The organism is Dorea hominis (assembly GCF_014287705.1).
Taxonomy (GTDB): domain Bacteria; phylum Bacillota; class Clostridia; order Lachnospirales; family Lachnospiraceae; genus Dorea_D; species Dorea_D hominis.
The window spans coordinates 19,044-38,475 of sequence record NZ_JACOOY010000016.1 but is presented as its reverse complement, the minus strand read 5'-3'; the positions used below and the strand labels follow the sequence as shown (position 1 = coordinate 38,475).

At 43.1% G+C, this 19,432-nt stretch carries 17 protein-coding genes; 10 read left to right on the top strand and 7 right to left on the bottom strand.

Features of this window, described 5'->3' with window-relative positions; translation table 11 throughout:
• Positions 1-203: 203 nt before the first annotated feature.
• The 5 genes from H8S07_RS11560 to H8S07_RS11540 all read right to left on the bottom strand — a co-directional run bounded on the left by H8S07_RS11560 (position 204) and on the right by H8S07_RS11540 (position 4,308).
• On the bottom strand, positions 204-1,250 hold the full coding sequence (locus H8S07_RS11560; protein ID WP_186856064.1) for a type II secretion system F family protein: 1,047 nt from the start codon (positions 1,248-1,250) through the stop codon (positions 204-206).
• A 64-nt stretch (positions 1,251-1,314) separates the two neighbouring features.
• Entirely contained in the window at positions 1,315-2,250 is a 936-nt protein-coding gene (locus H8S07_RS11555) for a transglutaminase domain-containing protein (RefSeq protein ID WP_243176021.1), read from the bottom strand.
• Positions 2,251-2,278: 28 nt separating this feature from the next.
• Positions 2,279-3,016 carry a hypothetical protein gene (locus H8S07_RS11550; RefSeq protein WP_118660143.1) on the bottom strand — a complete coding sequence of 246 codons (738 nt, stop codon included), beginning with the start codon at positions 3,014-3,016 and terminating at the stop codon, positions 2,279-2,281.
• Positions 3,009-3,602 (bottom strand): RNA polymerase sigma factor, encoded by a 594-nt coding sequence (locus tag H8S07_RS11545; RefSeq protein ID WP_243176020.1) that lies wholly within the window; start codon positions 3,600-3,602, stop codon positions 3,009-3,011. Before H8S07_RS11545 ends, H8S07_RS11550 begins: the two co-directional genes overlap by 8 nt.
• A 4-nt stretch (positions 3,603-3,606) precedes the next feature.
• Positions 3,607-4,308 carry a GGDEF domain-containing protein gene (locus H8S07_RS11540; RefSeq protein ID WP_021861494.1) on the bottom strand — a complete coding sequence of 234 codons (702 nt, stop codon included), beginning with the start codon at positions 4,306-4,308 and terminating at the stop codon, positions 3,607-3,609.
• Between the two features lie 303 nt (positions 4,309-4,611).
• Here H8S07_RS11540 and lepB point away from each other — a divergent pair, with 303 nt between their 5' ends.
• Together lepB and H8S07_RS11530 are read left to right on the top strand one after the other, a co-directional pair.
• Entirely contained in the window at positions 4,612-5,169 is a 558-nt protein-coding gene (gene lepB, locus H8S07_RS11535) for a signal peptidase I (RefSeq protein WP_186856062.1), read from the top strand.
• A 74-nt stretch (positions 5,170-5,243) separates the two neighbouring features.
• Positions 5,244-6,179, top strand: coding sequence for a DMT family transporter (locus H8S07_RS11530; protein WP_021861496.1), 936 nt, complete (start codon positions 5,244-5,246; stop codon positions 6,177-6,179).
• On the opposite strand, the gene H8S07_RS11525 is transcribed toward H8S07_RS11530, so the two are convergent.
• Positions 6,145-6,945 carry a LytTR family DNA-binding domain-containing protein gene (locus tag H8S07_RS11525; protein ID WP_186856061.1) on the bottom strand — a complete coding sequence of 267 codons (801 nt, stop codon included), beginning with the start codon at positions 6,943-6,945 and terminating at the stop codon, positions 6,145-6,147. The two genes, H8S07_RS11530 and H8S07_RS11525, sit on opposite strands and share 35 nt — an antisense overlap.
• 278 nt (positions 6,946-7,223) lie before the next feature.
• On the opposite strand from H8S07_RS11525, the gene H8S07_RS11520 reads away from it, so the two are divergent.
• The 8 genes from H8S07_RS11520 (at position 7,224) to H8S07_RS11485 (ending at position 17,689) form a co-directional block, all read left to right on the top strand.
• Positions 7,224-8,237 (top strand): helix-turn-helix domain-containing protein, encoded by a 1,014-nt coding sequence (locus tag H8S07_RS11520; protein ID WP_186856060.1) that lies wholly within the window; start codon positions 7,224-7,226, stop codon positions 8,235-8,237.
• 147 nt (positions 8,238-8,384) lie between these two features.
• Positions 8,385-9,374 (top strand): nucleotidyltransferase family protein, encoded by a 990-nt coding sequence (locus H8S07_RS11515; protein WP_021861499.1) that lies wholly within the window; start codon positions 8,385-8,387, stop codon positions 9,372-9,374.
• A gap of 648 nt (positions 9,375-10,022) precedes the next feature.
• Complete coding sequence (locus tag H8S07_RS11510) at positions 10,023-10,412, top strand: GrdX family protein (RefSeq protein ID WP_186856059.1); 390 nt, start codon at positions 10,023-10,025, stop codon at positions 10,410-10,412.
• Positions 10,413-10,502: 90 nt separating this feature from the next.
• Entirely contained in the window at positions 10,503-11,789 is a 1,287-nt protein-coding gene (gene grdG, locus H8S07_RS11505; protein WP_186856058.1) for a sarcosine reductase complex component B subunit alpha, read from the top strand.
• Between the two features lie 14 nt (positions 11,790-11,803).
• Positions 11,804-13,114 carry a sarcosine reductase complex component B subunit beta gene (gene grdF / locus H8S07_RS11500; RefSeq protein ID WP_117537720.1) on the top strand — a complete coding sequence of 437 codons (1,311 nt, stop codon included), beginning with the start codon at positions 11,804-11,806 and terminating at the stop codon, positions 13,112-13,114.
• Positions 13,115-13,517: 403 nt separating this feature from the next.
• Positions 13,518-14,021 (top strand): MarR family winged helix-turn-helix transcriptional regulator, encoded by a 504-nt coding sequence (locus H8S07_RS11495; protein ID WP_118519721.1) that lies wholly within the window; start codon positions 13,518-13,520, stop codon positions 14,019-14,021.
• A gap of 58 nt (positions 14,022-14,079) precedes the next feature.
• Positions 14,080-15,813 (top strand): ABC transporter ATP-binding protein, encoded by a 1,734-nt coding sequence (locus tag H8S07_RS11490; RefSeq protein ID WP_186856057.1) that lies wholly within the window; start codon positions 14,080-14,082, stop codon positions 15,811-15,813.
• Positions 15,806-17,689, top strand: coding sequence for an ABC transporter ATP-binding protein (locus tag H8S07_RS11485; RefSeq protein WP_118288067.1), 1,884 nt, complete (start codon positions 15,806-15,808; stop codon positions 17,687-17,689). Before H8S07_RS11490 ends, H8S07_RS11485 begins: the two co-directional genes overlap by 8 nt.
• Before the next feature lie 76 nt (positions 17,690-17,765).
• On the opposite strand, the gene hcp is transcribed toward H8S07_RS11485, so the two are convergent.
• Positions 17,766-19,331 (bottom strand): hydroxylamine reductase, encoded by a 1,566-nt coding sequence (gene hcp / locus H8S07_RS11480; protein ID WP_334294652.1) that lies wholly within the window; start codon positions 19,329-19,331, stop codon positions 17,766-17,768.
• Positions 19,332-19,432: the final 101 nt, after the last annotated feature.

The following is a 19,432-nucleotide window of genomic DNA, read 5'->3' as shown; positions in this document are numbered from 1 at the left end:
CCATGTCTTTCTGGACGGATACGATTCCGTATGAGAAAAATCCAAAGACAGTAAGAAATAAAGCGATGGAAATCAAAACATTCCGCAAATATGAAGTTTGCCGGTTTTTAATAAAACGACGGGACATCTTTAGTCGTTCCTTTCTATCTTGATGTATCAATTACCGGGGAACAGATTTCTTATTCATGTTAAGAAACCAGGTATTATAATGTTGCCATGATGCTGATGAGTGGTAGCATGACAGACAGAAGAATGATGCCGACGATCACGGACAGAATGATGACAAGTGTCGGTTCGATTGCAGTGATCATTCTGGAGAGCCGGTTATCGATCTCTTCTTCGTACTGTCCGGCGATCTTGTTCATCACTTCTTCCAACACACCGGTCTTAGAACCGATGGATGCCATTTTGGCATAAATTCCTGAGAAAATGTGATTGGAAAGAAGTGTTTCGCATAGATCTTCGCCATTTGTAACTGCTTCGGAGCAGGCTTCCAGACGGGTGCGGAAAGCTCCTTTCTTGATAAGTGGAATGGAGAGTTTCAGACATTCCGCAGGTGTCAGTCCGCTGCTTAAAGTCAGTGCCATACCACTTGCAAAACGACATGCGCCGATTTGATCCTGAAGAGAACGGCCGCCGTGAAGTTTTCCCATAAATCCAAGGAGCAGCTGGTGTCCACGTTTTGTCCAGAACAGGTAAGCAGCGCCGGCAGCAAGCAGTACAAGGACAATGCCGCAGACGACGATGTGTGCGTTTAAGAACTGACCAAATCGCAGGATACCCAGTGACAATCCGCTCATTTCTCTGCCGAGCTGGGCAAATACCTGATTGAAGATCGGCATAACTCTTGTCACCAGTACAAGGATGACGAGGATCATCATAAAGATCATAAGTAAAGGATAGGTAACTGCATTGTGGATCGTCTGGTTTAGCGCAGCTTCTTTCTCATAATAGTCCGCAAGGGAAGTCATAACTTCATCCAGTTTTCCTGCCTGTTCCCCAATCTGTACCATCTGGATCATATAGTCCGGGAATGCGTGTGTATCTTCTAGTGCAAGGTGCAGGGAACCGGTATTCAGAAGCATGGTGTTGATGCCTTCCAGTAATCTCTTCTCTTCTGGTTCGGTTGTATCTTCCAGCATGATAGAAATTCCCTCTATAGAAGAAATACCGGATCGCAGGATCATAGCAATCTGCGAACAGAATGCCGCGGTCTCGGCATTGGAGAGAGGCGTGTGTGTCTCGGTCATAATTACTCCTTTCCGGGTTACAGCAGTTTTGTATGCCTGGTATATCATAACCCGATCATTGTATTTAATAGTTGAATTTCACAACGTAATGATTTTTGTCATTTACATATTTCTTGACGGACTCTTTGTCGTTGCTGGCGGCAAGTGTTGGATCCATAAGTTGCCAGTTTTTTCCGTCAAATTTGATGATATCATCCACCCAGCCTTTGTCATCTACATAAGTGCTGATCCAGGCGTGGTAAGTTTCACCGGCATAACCGACTTCCAGTTTGGTCGGAATCCGCTGGGAACGCAGCATGGAAGTCATAAGAGCTGCATAATCGAAACAGATGCCTTTGCCGGTTTTCAAAGTTTCATCTACATTTGGAATATATCCATAAGAAACATTTTCAGCTTTGGCGTTATCGTAAGCGACATGTTTCGTCACATAGTTATAAACATTCTGTACGACTTCCAGATCTGTCCATGTATTTTCCGCAAGTTTCTGCCCTTTTTTTACTGCATTTGATTTCGCAGTGAACCAGACATACTGGTTCGGGTAGAGGAAAGGAAGAAACCTATCCTTGATCTTTGCGGAAATGGTCTGCTCCAGAGCGACTGCATAAGAATCTCCGCTTACATTTTCCAGAATACTGAGTGAATAACTGCCATTTCCGGCATTGAGTGGAAATGCCATATAACCGGCGCCTTTACTCAGAAGGTAAGTATAATTTGCCTGATCCGGTCCGGCAATCTGTAATTTTACTTTGGATTTGCCACCGGTATATTTTACCATGATATACCCTTCGGAAATATGTGACGCATCGATGGATGCACTGTTATTTTTATAAACTTTTTTGCCGGGGGCAGACGGAGATAATACTTTTGGCGTGGAATCACGCTTTGGCCCGGAATGATCGGCTTCATTTGAATGGGAAGACGAACAGCCGGATAATACAAAAAGAAGAATCCCGATAAGTAATATAACAGGCAAAGCATGTGATGTCTTTTTCATAGTCATATCGGGATTCTCCTTTTTAAAATGTACGTTATTTCTTAACCGGAGAGAGCAACAATTCCAGTTCATTACCGGCATTATCCGGAATCTTAATAGTTGTCGGTTGCTTCGGTATCATAAAAGAAATGGTACCGGTTTTCTTGTTGATACTCTTTGGGACAAGACCGGAAATCGCATCGTAGTTGATACCGGAATATGTGTCGGATACGTCCAGATATACAACTCCGTGACGGGAGTAGGAGTCCAGAAGTTTCGGTTTCTCGGTATCCAGACTGGAAACTTTGTAACTACGTAAGGAAGTCTGTGCGTTCATGCCTTCTGCATGGATTGTCAGTGTTCCGTTAGAAGTAACTTCCGCAGTATAAGTATGCGTATCTTTCTTCGTCAAAGCGATCGGATGTCCATCCAGGTCAGCGGTAACTTCCCGGATCGGGAGCAGTGTCTTTACCCGGATATTGTAAACAGCGGACTGTGCAGAGTCTACTTTGGTACGTTCTGCAATAATCGTTGGCTTAATGAATAAAAGCGGCATTAAGATCAGAAGCAGTGTACACAAATAGGCCAGTGTCCGTCCGAAACCAAAGGTCGTTTTCTTGTAATTGCCCCAGTCTTCCAGAACTTCGACCGGAATTGTGCTCGGTTCCATGTCGCATGCGTTAAAAACGTTGTTCAGAAGCTGGTTCGCAGTCTTCGAATCCAAAGCAGGAATGTCTGTATTGTCAAAAGAAGATGCGTGAAGGTCTAACTCAGAAGTATAATCTTTATTCAAAACAAATCCCTCCTTTTTCTTCGTGGAGCATGTTTTCCAGAAGTTTGCGCCCTTTGCGCAAACGCCGTTTGACAGTACTCCGGCTGTAATCCATCGCAACGGCAATATCTTCGATGCTCATATTATTGTAATAGCGCATGATGATCGCCTGCGAATATTGTGGAGGCAGTGACTGGATCGCCTGCATCAGCCGTGCTTTTGCATCTTTGTTCAGAATATGCTTCTCCGGATTCGTCATGATATCCGAGAAAGATTCTGAAAAATCAGATGTCTGACCGGAGGATATATAATCCAGTTCCTGTTCCTGCCGTTTCCTTTTCTGCCAAGTGTCAAAACAGATCCGGAATGTGATCTGGTGCAACCAGGATACAAAGAGACGCGGATTCTTCAGTGTGTCCAGATTCTTTAATACTAAAATGTAAACTTCCTGCAGGATGTCCTGTGCAAGATAGGGATCTTTTACATATTGATAGGCAAAACGGTACTGCGACTGATAAGTAGCAGTATATAATTCTGCAAATGCATCGCTATTGCCTTCCTGCGTTTTGCGTACCAGTTTTGCAATGTAATCATAATCAAGTTCCATGCGTCTAACTCCTTTGTACATTCGTTGATCTGGATATACGTTTGTTTGCAAGTGCGATCAGCCGGGTAATCTGATCCAGATGTTCATTACGATTCAGTGCGATACCGGTGTGATATTCAATGGCAATAGAATCCGGTGCCTGATTGTGCTGGGCAACCCGGTTTTCAATGCGCTGGATAAAAAGATCTATATTTTCCTCGGTACAGTCTTCAAAGATCGCAAGAAACTTATTACCACCGTTGCGACCGACAAAACATAAGGACGTTGCCGCAGTGGAAAGAATATTGGAAAAATCCTTCAACAGACGGTTGCCGGCAGCATGTGTGTAAAGGTTATTAATCTCTGAAAGATTGGAAAGATCGATCATAATACAGCCGATGTTCTCCGGAAGTTTCTCGTCGTAATATTTCTCAATGACTGTATCACAGCTGAAACGGTTTGGCATACCGGATATCGGATCGGAATAAGCGACACCGTATAAGTTATGATAGTTCAGTTTAATTGTTGAGATAAGGTTAAAATCGATCAGCAGGAAAATAAAGCTGACCAATAACAGTACCCATACGACAAAAAACAAAATCGTGGCAGGGCGGGATGAAAATACGAACTGTTTCACTTCTGGTTTCAGAAGGAGAAACAGACTTAAGATGGTAAGGATCGCCAGTATTGCAAGCTGGAGAACCTTGAATGACGTGTACTTTTTCATAATTGTGAATCCTCCGTTCAATTCAGGTCCATTGACGGGTGTTGCTTATGTCTATAGTTTCAGGCTGAAAATCCCCGTGTGTTACTTCTTGTCCGAGTTTTACGCTCATATATCTGCAGAACTAAGTTTCTGTAATGATATATGAATGTATTTCTCTGATATCATTTGTATATTATATCACAAATAATAAGGGAATACCATATTTCGACAGTCACAGATTTTCACATAGATTGGGTGTTGAGATATAAGGATACAATCGTTATAATAAGGAAGGTAAAAGAAACAGGAAGAAGGTTTTACAAGATGGAGATAGAGAGTATTAAGCAAAAAGTGCTGGAAGATGTAGATCCGGTCGTGAAGAAGAAAAAAGCAAAAGAACGCCGGAAACAACGACTGATCGTGATAATGCAGTTCCTGCTCGTTTTTGTTGTTATCATAGGTCTTTTCCATTTTTTTATGGGGATATCGACAGTTGACGGAGGATCGATGTATCCGACACTGCATGACAAGAATATAGTTATTTATGAGAGACATAACAGCGAATACAAAGCCGGAGACATCGTGGCGCTCGATATGCCGAACGGGGATGTATATGTGAAGAGAGTGATTGCTGTAGCAGGGGATACCGTTAATATTGACCGTGAAAAGATCTATGTCAACGGAGAAGAAGTTACGACACCGCAGGCAGTCGGTAAGACGGAAGCAAAGTCTGATAAGATCACCTATCCACTGACGGTAGAAGATAAGCAGGTTTTTGTGCTCGGTGATAACCGAGAGGTTTCCAGGGATTCCAGAGAGATTGGCACTGTGAAGATAAAAAACATCAAGGGAAAGATCAGATGGTCTATAGGAATCTTTTAAAAAATATGCTATGCTGACGAATAGGATAAATATCTGAACAGATAAGAGTACAATGAGAGAATGAGGATGAAAAAATGGGATATACAGAACTTACGGAACAATTTGAACGCCGTGAGAAGATGAGAGGCACCGCTTTGACAATATTAGGCGGTGTCTTTTGGGGGCTTGCAGGAGTTTTTGGAAAATATTCATTTGAACACAGAGGGATGACACCACAGTGGCTGGTAAATGTGCGCCTGATCATTGCGGGATTGATCCTTCTGTCCACAGTAGTTGCAAAACAGAAAAAAGATACTTTCCGCATATGGAAGAATCCAAGACATGTGATCCGGATGATGTTGTATGGTATGATCGGTATTGCGGCCTGCCAGATGACATATTATATGGCAGTAGATGATTCAAATGCAGGTATCGCAACAGTATTGCAGTATGTGGCACCGGTTATCATCATGCTGTACACATCGCTTGTCAACCGGAAATTGCCGGAAGTATCAGAGCGTATTGCACTGGTTCTTGCATTTGGCGGAGTCATATTGATCGCAACGCACGGAGATCTGACACAGCTTACAGTGTCCAAAACAACTCTGTTTCTTGGACTTGCATCTGCGCTTGCGACCGTATTTTATAATCTGCTTCCGGGTAATCTGATGAGCGAATACGGAACGTTTGCGATCGTTGGCTGGGGTATGTTAATCAGCGGAATCGGACTGATTCCAATTGTAAGACCGTGGACAACCACGGCGCAGATTATATGGGACTGGCAGACATTTTTGTGTGTAACGGTCGTAATCATCATGGGAACCGTGCTTTCTTTCGGATGCTACATGGAAGGGCTGCGTCTGATCGGCGGAACAAGGGCGAGTCTATTTGCATCGGTAGAACCACTGACAGCAACACTGGCATCCGTATTATTTATGGGCGTTTCCTTTGAATTCATGGATCTTTTAGGATTTGCAGGAATCATCGGTGCAGTTATTATTCTTTCACTTCCGGGGAAGAAGAAAAATTAGCCAGCAGCTTTTTTATATGCGTGTATCGTTTCTCAGGTATCGGAATAGAGACCCCATTGGTAAGTGTAAAGGAGAACCGCTGGATACTGGCGACGTAAGTCAGGTTCACCAGATAACTTTCGTGACAGCGGATTAGTTCCGGTTCACAGCGTTTGCATAGAGCGGCCAGACGCTCAACACATTCAAATGTCTGCGTCGAAGTGTGCAGCAGAGTATGAGAACCACAGGATTCTACATACAGAATCAGATCTGGTTTCAGATAAATCATGGAGCGGTCTTTTCCATGAAAAGTAACTCTTCTGAGCTTTATCTGCCCAGATAGAACCATGGATTTATAGGTTTCAGCATAATGAACAGGATAGATAGTATCCCGCGGATCATAGGCAATCGCATTGGAAATGTGGCAAAGCCGGATGCGTGGGATATTATTTTGCATAGCCCATAGCATAGAAATTCTTTGATGGACGCGATTTGAACTGCCATCCGGCCAGAAAGTATCCAACTGAAAAGTAAGAAGCACGTCCAGAGTAGAAGGACTGCCTGTGTCGAGCGGATAGACAACGAGATTTGAAACAGTAAAACGCAGTTCATGTTTTTCTTTCTGAAATGCATTTATCAGATTATCTTTTCCGCGGATCATCTGATCATGCGCTGGTCCAAGCCACAGAATATCATCGTGGCAGTTTTCAAGGAATGACTGGATTTTGTTGTCATAATATTCTAATAAAATTGCAGCACTGCAAATGGTATATTTTTCAATATTCATAGAATTCCCTTCCCAAAATGCAGATTCCAGTTCATAAAAGGCAAGTGAAATTTTAAAGAAAACAAGTCGTTTTTTATATTTTATTGCAAGGGATGTAAAAATTCAATATTATTATACCAAGGAAACCAAAAAAGGTAGCAATCTGCTGGTATTATATAAAGTGTCAGTAAAGGGATCTGCCCCGAAATAAGCATAAAAGAGGAAAATTAAAATTATATTTAAAAGAGAGTAAATTTAAAATAAGGTGAAACATTAAGACAGAAAGAAGATGAAGTATTATGGAACATAAGTTATGGTTTATGGGAACATCCTATGTTCCGGGTGAAGCAAGAACTCTCATTGACAATCTGGAAGATTCTGCACACAGGGAAATGGCACGTGCGGAATTTTATTATTTTCGGGGAGAAAGTGAGAAGGCGGCAGAAATTTCCGAGAAGTATCTGCAGGATGAAGATCTTGTATTCAGAATGTCGGCATGTCTAATCTATATTTTTTCTGATTTTTCGGTAGGAGGAGTAGAGGCAGTAAAAGCAGGTGCACATGTTATGAAAGTGACGGCTGATGTGCTGCTTCATTCAGAAGATCGCAAAGAGAGAGCATATGCGGCATTTGCCGGAAGTGTGGCAAAAGTGCTGCTTCATATCGAAGACTGGGAAGCACCTCTGATCTTTGAATATCTAACAGATCTTCCAAAAGGATTGCGGTTATGGGGATGTTACTTTATCGCATATGATGCTTATCAGAAGGGAGAGTATGAGCGCTCCCGCGGAATCGTAGAGACAGGGCTTGCATTCAGCCCGCAGTTATATCCGGTTTCGTCTATATATCTTCACCTTGTGGCAGCGATGGACGCTGTCAGTATGAAGAAAACGAAAGAAGCCGAAGAGCATTTTCGGGCAGCATGGAAACTGGCAGAGCCGGATGGACTACTGGAAGGAATCGGTGAACATCATGGACTTTTACAGGGGCTGGTGGAACAATATATAAAAGAAGAGTCACCGGAAGAATTCGACCGGATATTCCGGATCATGGAACGTTTCAGTTACGGATGGCAGAAATGGCATGGCCTTAGAAGCAAAGGAGAAGGAGCAAAAGCAGTCGGCGGGAAACTCAGTGCACTTACGAAAGAAGAATTTGTAGTAGCTATGCTGGCAAACAGAGGCTGGATGAATGTGGAGATTGCCGAACATATGGGAATTGAACAGAATCAGCTTAACCGGACGCTAAAAGCGGTTTACAAAAAGCTGGGAATTGCCAATCGGCGGCAATTGAAGAAATATATGCTGCAGTGATATTTTATAGTAGTTAATCCGTTTCAAAGGGTATTACACGAAATTCGTGTGGTGCCCTTTCTTTTTGAACGCTTAAATTACAGAAAGATTGTACTGCAACACATATGCTCATCTGTTATAATGAAATAAGTTTAAGAGGTGATGCGAATGATAACATTAAACGATTATTTATATTCCGGAAATACAGTCTTTAAGATTTTACACAAATATATCGTAGATCTTAGAAAAGAAGCAAAACGTACTGGCAATGAGATCGATCTGATCCACAGTAATTTTCTGATCCAGATTCAGGAAATGCTGGAACACAACGACTTCCTGACAGCACAGTCACAGAAGATCCGTGAATTTTACAAATATATGGCAAAGGAATATCCGTTTCTTGCATTTACATTCAAAGGCAGGATCAAATCACTGCTCCGTGCGGAAGAGAAATTCAATGGTTATATCGTGGAATGTGTCTATGAATGTTACGAGAAATACGGGCGCTATCCGACCATTTCCGAATTAAAAGAAAAATTAAACTGTTTCCGTGATTTTATTGCATATCGGATCGTAGTTTCTCTTCCGAAATGCAACGTGAAAAATGAAGCAGAATGGGAGAAGGAAGAGATCGAGTATCTGTATCAGATTGCCAATGTGTTGCCGGGATTTCTGGAAGCACAGGGATTTTCGGCAGAGTCGGCAAGAGGCGTGCTGGAGAGTAAGTCAGAGCAGCTTCATGATAATGTCCGCCCGTATTACAGAGATTATATTTCTAATCATATTGAGAGTGGATACCAGTCTCTTCATATTACATTTTACGATAACAGTTCACGAAGCTATATGGAAGTGCAGCTTCGGACGAAGACAATGGACGATATTGCAGAGATTGGTGCGGCAAATCATAAGGCTTACGAGAAGAAGCAGGAGCAGGAGCGTACAAGAAGGAAAGTTATTCCGGAGGGCGAGAACCTGTATTTTGATGAAGCATATGAGCGTGGAAAACGGCTTGTCAATCTGGAGTTAAAAGACCTGGATGTCAATATGTTCGCAGCAGTGAACAACAGTTTGATTAACGACGGCTGTGGTCTGTACAGGGGACGTCAGATTCTGCCGTACGAGCATTTATCCAGATATCAGAATGACCTGATTGATTAGTTATCAGCGTGCGACGCATTTAGTGCGGCATATTTAATAAAAATAGTTTGATAACAGAGTGATGTTGTGCTAAATTATAAAAAAACAATTTAACATACTAAACCAATGAAGCGGAGATCAAAGCATTCATGTGCGCACAGGTCATGCTGTGAATCAAGGCGGCACCGCGGGTGGTATAAGCCGGAGATATATATTTTTTTTCCAATGCAGAACTCGTCCTTGACAGAAATTATTTTAGTTTCTGTCAAGGACTTTTTTTATTTATTTCTACCAGAGGACCAAAACAGGCGAGCCCGGTGTGCCGGGAATTATATGCAGACCGTTATACACCGGTGGAGGTGATGTGAATCCTGCGGAAATCAGAAACAAAAGCTGATTTCCTGCCTGCGGCACTTTTTCTTGAATAATTTTATGGTAAAAATAGATAAAAAAATAACAAAATGTTAAGAAAATCCATTGAAACTACATAAAGATTGTGCTACATTGAATTTGATAGAAAAAGCAAATGAAAGATTATATTTATAGAAAAACATTATAATACAAACACACCGAATAAAACAATATAAAGGCGGAACAGAGGGCACTTTGTTCTAACAATTTTTATAAAAATGATACCTTGTAATATAGATATCTACAGAGGAAAAGCGTATGTACGAACGAGAGAAAGCAATCATAATTACGAATAATGACCGCGTGTTTGAAGCATACAAAGATGAGATGCAAGTTATTTTAAAACAGACGTATGAAGAAGTTCTGATCGCAACGCGGGATATGGTTTATGACCGCCATATTCTGCTGACACATCCGCAGGCATCGAGCCTGAAACCGAACCAGACACCATATCGGTCTGTAATTGTATACCCGGGAAGCGGGGAAGATGCGATGAAGGCAATCCTGCTGATTGAAAAATGTCTGGAAGTATACAGACGCTGGCAGGTGATAGCACCGTCCCCGGCTTCCTACCCCAAAAAAGTAGAGGATGATTTCAAGACCATTGATTTATCCATAGTTCAGAATGTTATGCCAAGGATCGTTTAGCGCAGCAGACAGTGCAGAGACGATAGCAAGGTATTTATAACAGAGATAAAAATAGCTTTAAAGAAAGGCAGAATGAGGAGGGAAGGAAGTATGAAACTGGAGTTAGGCAAAATTGAGATCAGGGATATCCGGTTTGGTGACAAGTCCTGCGTGGATGATCATGTGCTTTCTATCAATAAGGAAGAAGTAGAACGCCTTGTGTTGGAAGATGACAAATTGATTGGCTGCCATCTGGAACTTGCAAAACCGGGTGAAAAGACAAGAATCACGCCGGTAAAAGACGTAATCGAACCACGTGTAAAAGTCAGTGGCGGTGAGATGTTCCCAGGTGTGATCGGAAAAGTGTCTCCACAGGTTGGAAGTGGAAGAACACATGCATTATCCGGCTGCTGTGTTGTTACAGTGGGACGAATCGTAGGATTTCAGGAAGGTGTCATTGATATGAGCGGACCGGCAGCAGATTATTGTCCGTTTTCAAAGACACTCAATGTGTGCGTGGTGATTGAACCAAAAGAAGGTCTGGAAACACATGTTTATGAGCGTGCGGGACGTATGGCAGGCCTCAAAGTTGCAACATATCTCGGCGAACTTGCAAGAAATATCGAACCGGACACACTGGAAGTGTATGAGACAAAGCCAATTCTGGAACAAGCACAGCAATACCCGGATCTTCCGAAGATCGGATATGTACATATGCTTCAGTCACAGGGATTGCTGCATGATACTTATTATTATGGAGTGGATGCAAAACAGATCGTGCCGACATTTATGTATCCGACAGAGATCATGGATGGCGCAATCGTATCCGGTAACTGTGTTGCACCGTGTGATAAAGTAACCAGCTATCATCATCTGCACAATCCGGTTATTGAAGATTTATACAGACATCATGGAAAAGATCTCAATTTCATGGGCGTGATTCTGACGAATGAAAATGTATTTCTTGCGGATAAGGAACGTCATTCTGATATGGTTGCGAAGCTGTGTCAGTGGATGGGACTGGACGGAGTGCTGATCACAGAAGAAGGATATGGCAATCCGGATACAGATCTGATGATGAACTGTAAGAAAGTAGAAAGAGCCGGAACGAAAGTTTGCCTGATTACAGATGAGTTCCCAGGTAAGGATGGAAAATCTGCTTCTCTGGCAGATACTTGTGATGAAGCAACAGCACTTGCATCCTGTGGACAGGGTAATGCAACTCTTCATTTTCCGGCAATGGATAAGGTAATCGGAACAACAGAATATATCGAGAGCCAGATCGGTGGCTGGGCAGGCTGTATGAACGAAGACGGTTCATTTGAAGCAGAACTGCAGATCATTATCGCATCTACGATTGCGAACGGCTACAACAAACTGGCAGCAAAAGGATACTAAAGGAGGGGTGAAACATGGCAGCATATCGAATTGTACATTATCTGAATCAGTTCTTCGGCGGTATCGGTGGAGAAGATAAAGCAGATTATGAACCGGAAGTACAAGAGAAGGTCATCGGACCGGGACTGGCACTGGCACAGGGACTCGGAGACGATTATGAGATCGTTGCGACTGTGATCTGTGGTGATAACTATTTTGGAGAGAATCTGGATGAAGCGACAGATACAATTGTAGAGATGGTGAAACGTTATCACCCGGACGTATTTGTTGCAGGACCGGCATTTAATGCGGGACGTTATGGAGTAGCATGCGGAACAATATGCAAGGCAGTGGAAGAAAGACTTGGCATTCCGGTTGTGTCCGGTATGTATAAGGAAAATCCGGGAACAGATATGTTCCGTCAGGATGTGATTCTCGTAGAGACAGGTAATTCTGCAGCAACAATGCGTAAAGCAGTACCGAAATTTGTGAATCTGATCCGTAAGCTTGCGGCAGGTGAAGAGATCCTTGGACCAGCAGAGGAAGGATATCTGGAGAGAGGAATCCGTGTTAATTATTTTGCGGATGAGAGAGGTTCTGAGAGAGGAATCCAGATGCTTCTTAAGAAGATTGCCGGAGAAGAATTTTCCACAGACCTTCCGATGCCGAAGTTCGACCGTGTTCCTCCGGCAGAAGCTATCAAGGATATGAGCAAGGCAACGATCGCCATTGTAACTTCTGGCGGTATCGTGCCACTTGACAATCCGGATCATATCGAATCATCCAATGCAACCAAATTTGGCTGGTATCCGATCGAGGGAATGGAAAAGATGTCAAAGGATGATTATACAACAATCCATGGTGGATATGACAGACAGTTTGTAATGGAAGATCCAAATCTCGTTATTCCACTGGATGTTCTCCGGAAGAAGGAAAAGGACGGAGAGATTGGTAAATTGTATCCGTATTTTGCAAGTACGACCGGAACTGGAACGGCTACCAATTCAGCAGCAAAATTCGGTACGGATATTGGTAAGAAGCTGGTAGAAGATCATGTAGATGCAGTTATTCTTGTAAGTACCTGAGGTACCTGTACACGTTGCGGTGCAACGATGGTAAAAGGCATTGAAGCATATGGTATCCCGGTGGTGCATGTGTGTACAGTAGTTCCGATTTCACGCACGATCGGTGCGAACCGAATCGTTCCGGCGATTGGAATCCCGTATCCGCTCGGTGATCCGACAGAAGGCGAAGCAGAATCTTATAAAATCAGGGATGCTTTAGTTGAGAAGGCTTTGCAAGCACTTCAGACACCAGTTACAGACCAGACAGTATTTGAAAATTAATAATCAGATCTGGAAGAATAGAAGTAAAATTTATAAGACAATAACAAATTTATAGATACATGCCCCGTGAGAGACAAAAAGAAGAACCCTTCTTTTTGTCTCTCTTTGTGTATACGATGAGCCAAGTACAGATTTGTGCTTGCACAAGAATCTGTATTTGGCGAATGTACATCACCTGGCTGTTAAGCGAGCTGGTGTATGAAGTATTATGGCAGCGAGGAAGCCGTCTAAAAAAATATATTGACATATGAAAATAAGACACATATAATAAGTTAGCATACGAACAGTTAGCATACGAACTATTCAGAGGCTGACTGTTACGTAGAAATTAAAATGTGTGACCAAGAAGAGATATCAGAGCATATAACCAGGTTTGTACATAGATTACAAGGAGGAATCAAATATGCAGGATCCAGATCAGAAAATCAAAGAGATGCATATGGGAAGGCTGATCCATATACTTTCTCATCAGATGAAACGGCACAATTGTGGGATGCCATTTGACGATACGGAAGAACTCACAGCAATGCAGAGACACGTGCTCAAATTTATTTTGCTGGAATCTGAGCACAAGGATATTTACCAGAAAGATGTGGAAGAAGAATTCTGTATCCGCAAGTCTACAGCGACCGGAATACTGAAATTAATGGAAGAGCATGGATTTATCACGCGTGAAGCGGTAGAGTCTGATGCCCGGCTGAAACGGATAGTTCCGACAGGGAAGGCTGAAAAAGTGCACAAATTTATTATGGAGCACATTCACCAGACCGAAGCAATGCTGGTCGCAGGTATTTCTGAAGAAGATGTACTGACATGCAAGAAGGTTATGTATCTCATGTATCGGAACCTTGCCGAAGGAGAAAAGGCGGCAAAAGAAGAAATAGCAAAAAAGAAAGCAGATAAATAAGAAAACAGCTAAACAATAAAAAGTTATGAGATAGAAAAATGAAAAGGAGGAGATAACGATGAACAAAACATTGTTGAAATCTGTCAGAGAATACAAAAAGCAGTCTGTCATGGCACCTCTTCTTGTAGTTCTGGAAGTTTTTATGGAAGTTTTGATCCCGCTTGAGATGGCAAAGATCATTGATGTGGGAATCGCACAGGGAGATATGAATTACATCATACAGAGAGGAGTTATCCTGGTGGTCATGGCAATGCTGGCATTGTTTTTTGGTGTGCAGGCAGGAAATATGGCAGCTGTTGCCGGAGCCGGATATGCGAAGAATCTGCGTCATGATATTTTCTATAAGATACAGGAATTTTCGTTCCATAATATCGATCATTTCTCCACATCCGGACTGGTTACACGTATGACAACAGATATTACGAACGTGCAGATGGCGTATATGATGAGCATTCGTCTGTTAGCAAGAGCGCCGATCATGGTGATCTTATCGTGGGTGATGACACTTCTTCTGAATAAGAAAGCAGCGTTACTGTTTCTGATCGTAGTGCCGGTGCTTGGCGGAACACTGATATTTATTGCAAAAAAAGCACATCCGCATTTTATCAAAGTATTTGATGAGTACGATGTGTTAAATAATTCCGTGCAGGAAAATGTAAATGCATCCCGTGTGGTAAAGGCATTTGTAAGAGAAGACTATGAAGTGAAGAAATTTCACGGCATTTCCCAGTATGTGTATAATCTGTTCACAAAGGCAGAGAAGATTGTTGCGTGGAACTCACCGGTAATGCAGTTCGTCATGTATACAGTTGTTATCCTGCTTGTTCTGATCGGTGGAAAGAGTATTATCGGTGGTCAGATGGAGACAGGAGAACTGACCAGTATTATTGTATACGCATTGCAGATCATTGGTGCACTGATGATGGTTACATTTGTATTTGTTATGATCATGATTGCGCAGGCATCCACAGACCGTATTACAGAGGTGCTGGAAGAAGTACCGGAGATGCAGGATAAGGAAAATGCAGTAAAGACGGTAGACAATGGCGAGATTGTTTTCAATCATGTGAATTTCAGCTATGCCGGAGAAGGCGGAAATCTGTCGCTGAAAGATATAAATCTTCATATTAAATCCGGTCAGACGATCGGTATCATCGGAGGAACCGGAAGTGCGAAGTCTACACTTGTTCAGCTCATTCCAAGACTTTATGATGTCACAGGCAGACAGGTAAAAGTCGGTGGCGTGGATGTCAGAGATTATGATCTGAAAGTGCTGCGTGACCAGGTGTCCATGGTACTTCAGAAAAATGTATTATTTACCGGGACGATATACGACAACATCCGCTGGGGTGATAAAGATGCAAGCGAAGAGGAAGTAAAAAGAGTATGCCGTCTTGCACAGGCAGACGGATTTGTACAGGAATTTCCGGACGGATATAATACGCAGATCGTGCAGGGCGGTAACAATGTATCCGGTGGACAGAAACAGCGTCTCTGTATTGCAAGAGCATTGCTGAAGAAGCCGAAAATCCTTATTCTGGACGATTCAACGAGCGCAGTAGATACAAAGACGGATGCGCTGATCCGTAAAGCATTCCGGGAGGAGATTCCGGATACGACGAAGATCATTATCGCACAGCGTATTTCTTCTATAGAAGATGCAGATCAGATCATCGTGCTGGATGACGGTAAGGTGATGGGTGTCGGAACATCGGAAGAGTTGCTGAAGACAAATGATATTTATCGGGAAGTTTATGAGTCACAGGTGAAAGGAGGCGGCGAAGATGAATAAGAAAAAGAGAATTTCTAAAAATGATATCAAGACAGCAAAGCGGCTTCTGAAATATGTGACAGAAACTTATAAATTCCGATTTGTGCTTGTATTTATCTGTATTCTGATCAGTGCGGTAGCAAGTATTTCCGTTTCACTGTCGTTGAAATTTATGCTGGATGATTATATTATTCCGTTGATCGGGCAGCAGAATCCGAATTACACAGAACTGTATCAGGCACTTGGTGTGCTGGCATGCATTTTTATCGCCGGAGTGCTGGCGACATTCACATACACAAGATTGATGGTTTATATCGGTCAGGGCGTGTTAAAACGTGTCCGTGACGATATGTTTGAACATATGCAGACACTGCCGATCCGCTATTTTGACGAGCGTACCAATGGTTCCATCATGAGTCTTTACACAAATGATACAGATGCGTTAAGGCAGATGATCAGCCAGGCAATCCCGCAGGCGTTGATGTCTCTGTTTACGATCATCGTAACTTTCATTTCCATGCTTGTGTTAAGTCCGATCCTGACAGTTCTTGCATTTGTTGTGATTGGAATTATGATGAAGGTGACAGGAAAAATCGGTGGAAACAGTGGAAAATATTTTGTGAAACAGCAGAATTCACTTGCGGATGTAACAGGATTTGTAGAAGAACGGATGAACGGACAGCGCGTTGTCAAAGTGTTCAACCATGAACGAATTTCTGAACAGGAATTTGATGAGCTGAATGAAGCGTTGTTCGAGAGTGCTTCCCAGGCAAATAAATTTGCAAATATGATGGGACCGGTTATCGGAAATATCGGTAACTTACAGTTTGTACTGACGGCAGTTCTTGGCGGTTTCCTCTCTGTAGCAGGGGTCGGAGGAATTACGCTTGGCGTTATGGCATCATATCTTCAGTTTACGAAGAGCTTTACACAGCCGTTCATGCAGGTGGCGCAGCAGTTTAACTCGATTGTTATGGCGCTTGCCGGTGCAGAACGTATCTTTGCATTGATTGATGAAGAACCGGAGAAGGACGAGGGTTATGTCACACTGGTCAATGCGAAGAAAGATGCAGATGGAAATATTACTGAGTGCAAAGAGAGAACCGGTATGTGGGCATGGAAACATCCGCACAGCGCAGATGGAAGTGTGACATATACAGAGCTGACCGGAGATGTCCGCTTTGAAGATGTAACGTTTGGATACAAAGATGATAAAGTAATTCTGCATGACATCAGTCTATTTGCAAAACCGGGACAGAAACTGGCATTTGTCGGATCGACCGGAGCCGGTAAGACAACGATCACAAACCTGATCAACCGTTTCTACGATATTCAGGAAGGCAAGATCCGCTATGACGGAATCAATATTGACAAGATCAAGAAGGATGATCTGAGACGGTCTCTTGGAATTGTACTGCAAGATACGCATTTATTTACCGGAACAATCATGGACAATATCCGTTATGGTAATCTGAATGCGACTGACGAGCAGGTATACGAGGCGGCGAAACTGGCGCATGCAGATCAGTTTATTAAAATGCTGCCGCACGGTTACCAGACATTGTTAAGCGGAGACGGTGAGGAACTCTCACAGGGACAGAGACAGCTTTTGTCGATTGCAAGAGCTGCTGTTGCCAATCCGCCGGTACTGATCCTGGATGAAGCGACTTCTAGCATTGATACACGTACAGAGAGTATCGTACAGAAGGGAATGGATAACCTGATGAAAGGACGTACCGTATTTGTGATCGCACATCGGCTCTCTACGATCCGTAACAGTAACGCGATCATTGTTCTGGAGCACGGTAAGATCATCGAGAGAGGTGATCACGAAGATCTCATTAAGAATAAGGGCACGTACTACCAGCTCTATACCGGAAAATTGGAATTATCATAAATAAAAGCAAACCTCCTGCCAGAATCATGAACTCTGGCAGGAGGTTTTTGCTTAGGCGAATTCCGAAGAAGCAATACTATCCGAGGATGCGTTTCAGATCTGCCTCTGGTGTGGAAATTGGTGTCAGCTGATACGTTTCTTTTAATACTTCCAAAACATTTGGTGAGACAAATGCAGGGAGTGTAGGCCCGAGAAGGATATTCCGGATACCAAGATATAACAGTGTGAGCAGGATGCAGACCGCTTTCTGCTCATACCATGACAATACAAGAGTCAGGGGCAGTTCATTGACGCTGCAGTGAAAGGCATCGGCGAGAGCCAGCGCCACTTGAATCGCACTGTAAGCATCATTACACTGTCCCATATCCATAATACGGGGAAGTCCGTCTATTTCTCCCAGATGCAGATCATTGATCCGGTACTTGCCGCAGGCAAGCGTGAGAATCAATGTATCGGAAGGTGTCTTTTTGGCAAATTCGGTGTAGTAGTTCCGCCCCGGAGCCGCACCGTCGCAGCCACCGATCAGGAAGAAATGACGGATTTTCCCGTTTTTTACAAGATTAATGATCCTGCCGGCTTCTTTTAAGACAGTGCCGTGCGCAAATCCGGTCATAACAGTATTGCCGCCATTGACGCCGTACATCGGATGGTCTTTACCGTAACCGCCACATTCCAGTGCTTTTTCAATAACCGGTGTAAAATCTTTCTCTTCTCCGATGTGGATAAGTTCTGGGTAAGAGACGATGGAGGTGGTAAATACACGGTCGCAGTAGCTCTGTCTTACCGGCATGAGGCAGTTTGTTGTGAACAGGATTGGTGCCGGAATGTTGTGAAATTCAAATTGCTGGTTCTGCCATGCAGTTCCGAAATTTCCTTTCAGATGTGGATATTTCTTAAGCTCCGGGTAGCCGTGGGCAGGCAGCATTTCACTGTGTGTATAAATGTTGATGCCCGTATCGTTTGTCTGTTCCAGAAGCAATTTCAAATCGTGAAGATCGTGTCCACTTACAACAATAAAAGGTCCTTTTTCAATCGTAAGTGGAACTTCAGTCGGAACGGGAGTTCCATAGCTTTCCGTATTGGCTTTGTCCAGAAGCTCCATGCATCGGTAATTGACCTCTCCGGTTTTCAGGACGTAGGAGAGAAGTCTTTCGAAGTTTTCTTTACTAGTATCTGACGGTTCACCGAGAACAGCAAGCGCTTCGTAGAAATAATTCAGAACATCCCGGTCAGTGTAGCCAAGCGCCAGTGCATGATAAGCATAGGCAGCCATGCCGCGCAGTCCGAAGAGGATCAGAGATTTCAAAGAGCGGATATCCTCATGATTTTCCCAGATATTTCGGATGTCATATTCTTCTGCGGAAGCATCGATCGCGTTCCTTTCCGCCTGTATTTCCTGTGTCAGTTTGCGCACATTGTCTTCATGGAAATTCACATTTGTGATCGTTGTAAAAAGTCCTTTCAGCACGAGTCGGTCAGATTGTTCAGAAGGTGTCTTTTTATTTACTGCGCGGGCAAGACCAATCAGTGCGTTTGTGAGTGCATCCTGCGCATTTGCAGTGCCACATTTTTTGCCACAGACGCCGGCATTTCCTTCACAGCCGGTATTGTGAGCGGTCTGCTGGCATTGAAAACAAAACATTTTATTCATAGGTTGTCATCCTTTCTTTGTAGTATAATATAGGATTTGTAAAATTGGGGAAAATATACAGGAATAAAAAATCTCCTGCCAGAATTTCTCCG

What these genes read in the sequence shown, in the direction of transcription:
- H8S07_RS11560 (WP_186856064.1), bottom strand. Translation starts at nt 1,250, where the DNA reads ATGACCGAGACACACACGCCTCTCTCCAATGCCGAGACCGCGGCATTC.
- H8S07_RS11555 (WP_243176021.1), bottom strand. Translation starts at nt 2,250, where the DNA reads ATGACTATGAAAAAGACATCACATGCTTTGCCTGTTATATTACTTATC.
- H8S07_RS11545 (WP_243176020.1), bottom strand. Translation starts at nt 3,602, where the DNA reads ATGGAACTTGATTATGATTACATTGCAAAACTGGTACGCAAAACGCAG.
- H8S07_RS11540 (WP_021861494.1), bottom strand. Translation starts at nt 4,308, where the DNA reads ATGAAAAAGTACACGTCATTCAAGGTTCTCCAGCTTGCAATACTGGCG.
- lepB (WP_186856062.1), top strand. Translation starts at nt 4,612, where the DNA reads ATGGAGATAGAGAGTATTAAGCAAAAAGTGCTGGAAGATGTAGATCCG.
- H8S07_RS11530 (WP_021861496.1), top strand. Translation starts at nt 5,244, where the DNA reads ATGGGATATACAGAACTTACGGAACAATTTGAACGCCGTGAGAAGATG.
- H8S07_RS11525 (WP_186856061.1), bottom strand. Translation starts at nt 6,945, where the DNA reads ATGAATATTGAAAAATATACCATTTGCAGTGCTGCAATTTTATTAGAA.
- H8S07_RS11520 (WP_186856060.1), top strand. Translation starts at nt 7,224, where the DNA reads ATGGAACATAAGTTATGGTTTATGGGAACATCCTATGTTCCGGGTGAA.
- H8S07_RS11515 (WP_021861499.1), top strand. Translation starts at nt 8,385, where the DNA reads ATGATAACATTAAACGATTATTTATATTCCGGAAATACAGTCTTTAAG.
- H8S07_RS11510 (WP_186856059.1), top strand. Translation starts at nt 10,023, where the DNA reads ATGTACGAACGAGAGAAAGCAATCATAATTACGAATAATGACCGCGTG.
- grdG (WP_186856058.1), top strand. Translation starts at nt 10,503, where the DNA reads ATGAAACTGGAGTTAGGCAAAATTGAGATCAGGGATATCCGGTTTGGT.
- H8S07_RS11495 (WP_118519721.1), top strand. Translation starts at nt 13,518, where the DNA reads ATGCAGGATCCAGATCAGAAAATCAAAGAGATGCATATGGGAAGGCTG.
- H8S07_RS11490 (WP_186856057.1), top strand. Translation starts at nt 14,080, where the DNA reads ATGAACAAAACATTGTTGAAATCTGTCAGAGAATACAAAAAGCAGTCT.
- H8S07_RS11485 (WP_118288067.1), top strand. Translation starts at nt 15,806, where the DNA reads ATGAATAAGAAAAAGAGAATTTCTAAAAATGATATCAAGACAGCAAAG.
- hcp (WP_334294652.1), bottom strand. Translation starts at nt 19,331, where the DNA reads ATGTTTTGTTTTCAATGCCAGCAGACCGCTCACAATACCGGCTGTGAA.